Source organism: Caballeronia arationis, assembly GCF_001544975.2.
Lineage (GTDB): Bacteria > Pseudomonadota > Gammaproteobacteria > Burkholderiales > Burkholderiaceae > Caballeronia > Caballeronia arationis.
On record NZ_FCOG02000491.1, the window covers coordinates 1 to 1058 of the forward strand.

At 56.7% G+C, this 1058-nt stretch carries 2 protein-coding genes; one reads left to right on the top strand and one right to left on the bottom strand.

The window, feature by feature from the left end; translation table 11 throughout:
• The coding region (locus tag AWB81_RS43410) for a transposase (RefSeq protein ID WP_144444410.1) at nt 1-375 on the top strand (375 nt) is incomplete at its 5' end.
• A 212-nt stretch (nt 376-587) separates the two neighbouring features.
• Here the strand turns inward: AWB81_RS43410 and AWB81_RS43415 are convergent.
• The coding region (locus AWB81_RS43415; RefSeq protein WP_144444372.1) for a DUF3047 domain-containing protein at nt 588-1058 on the bottom strand (471 nt) is incomplete at its 5' end.

The following is a 1058-nucleotide window of genomic DNA, read 5'->3' on the forward strand; positions in this document are numbered from 1 at the left end:
CGCGATCTACTGCACTACAACCTGCAGAGCGTGCGCGCCTATCTGCTTAAGGAAGAGTTTCAACAACTCTGGGAGTACGACTCGCCCACTTGGGCCGGGAAGTTCCTCGACCAGTGGTGTACCCAGGTAATGCGTTCACGCATCGAGCCGATGAAGAAATTCGCCCGCACCATCCGCGGCCACCGAGAACTCATTCTTAACTATTTCCGCGCCCGCAAGCAGTTTTCCAGCGGCGTCATCGAGGGCCTAAACAACAAAGCCAAAGTCACTATGAGAAAAGCCTATGGCTTTCGCACCTTTCGCATGACCGAAATCGCGCTCTACCACGCGCTTGGCAAGCTACCTGAACCTGAACTCACACACAGTTTTTACTGACGAACCTTAAAATCAAGCCGCCGTTCAAACTTCAACTCAAAAGCACGGACTAAGGGCCGGAATTGGCCCGATTGGAGTCGCTGACCTATACCGCTACAAAGCTTTTGTTGGCGCAGGGAGGATGCTTCGACTCGCAGCTTACGGCGAAAGAGCTGCGGGACGGCCATCCGCATCGCGCCGACGGGAGTAGTTAGCTCGGCGGCTCTGCGTTATCAGGGCCCTGCTATGAACTCGAGGTCTCCGTACCAGGCACGTGTCGAAGTACCGGTATTGTCTGTGTCGGTCAGCAGGCCGTAACCCGTGATTCGTCCTGGCGGTTCGTGAAAGACTCGCTCGTAATCTTGCACGATATTGCGGCGCAGGTTTTGCCACTGACCTGCATCGCCGGGCTGACCGGAAACCACGATCATCTCCACGCGGTCCGTGTGAGGGTTGGCAATGACCGCGCCTGGCGCGGCGTTGGTCGACCAGATATACATCAGCGTGGCATAGGGGAGATCTTGGCCACCAAGGCGCTTTGCCAGATCCATTTTTGCCCGGTCGAACACCGACAGCTTGCTTTTGTCGCCGTCGAATAAGAATACCAGGCGCGCCGGCGCATCTTCCTTCGATCCGACGCGATTGTCCGCGCCTTCAATCGGTCTTTCTACTTTCCAGCGCCATGTCACGACAGGGGAGCGGAC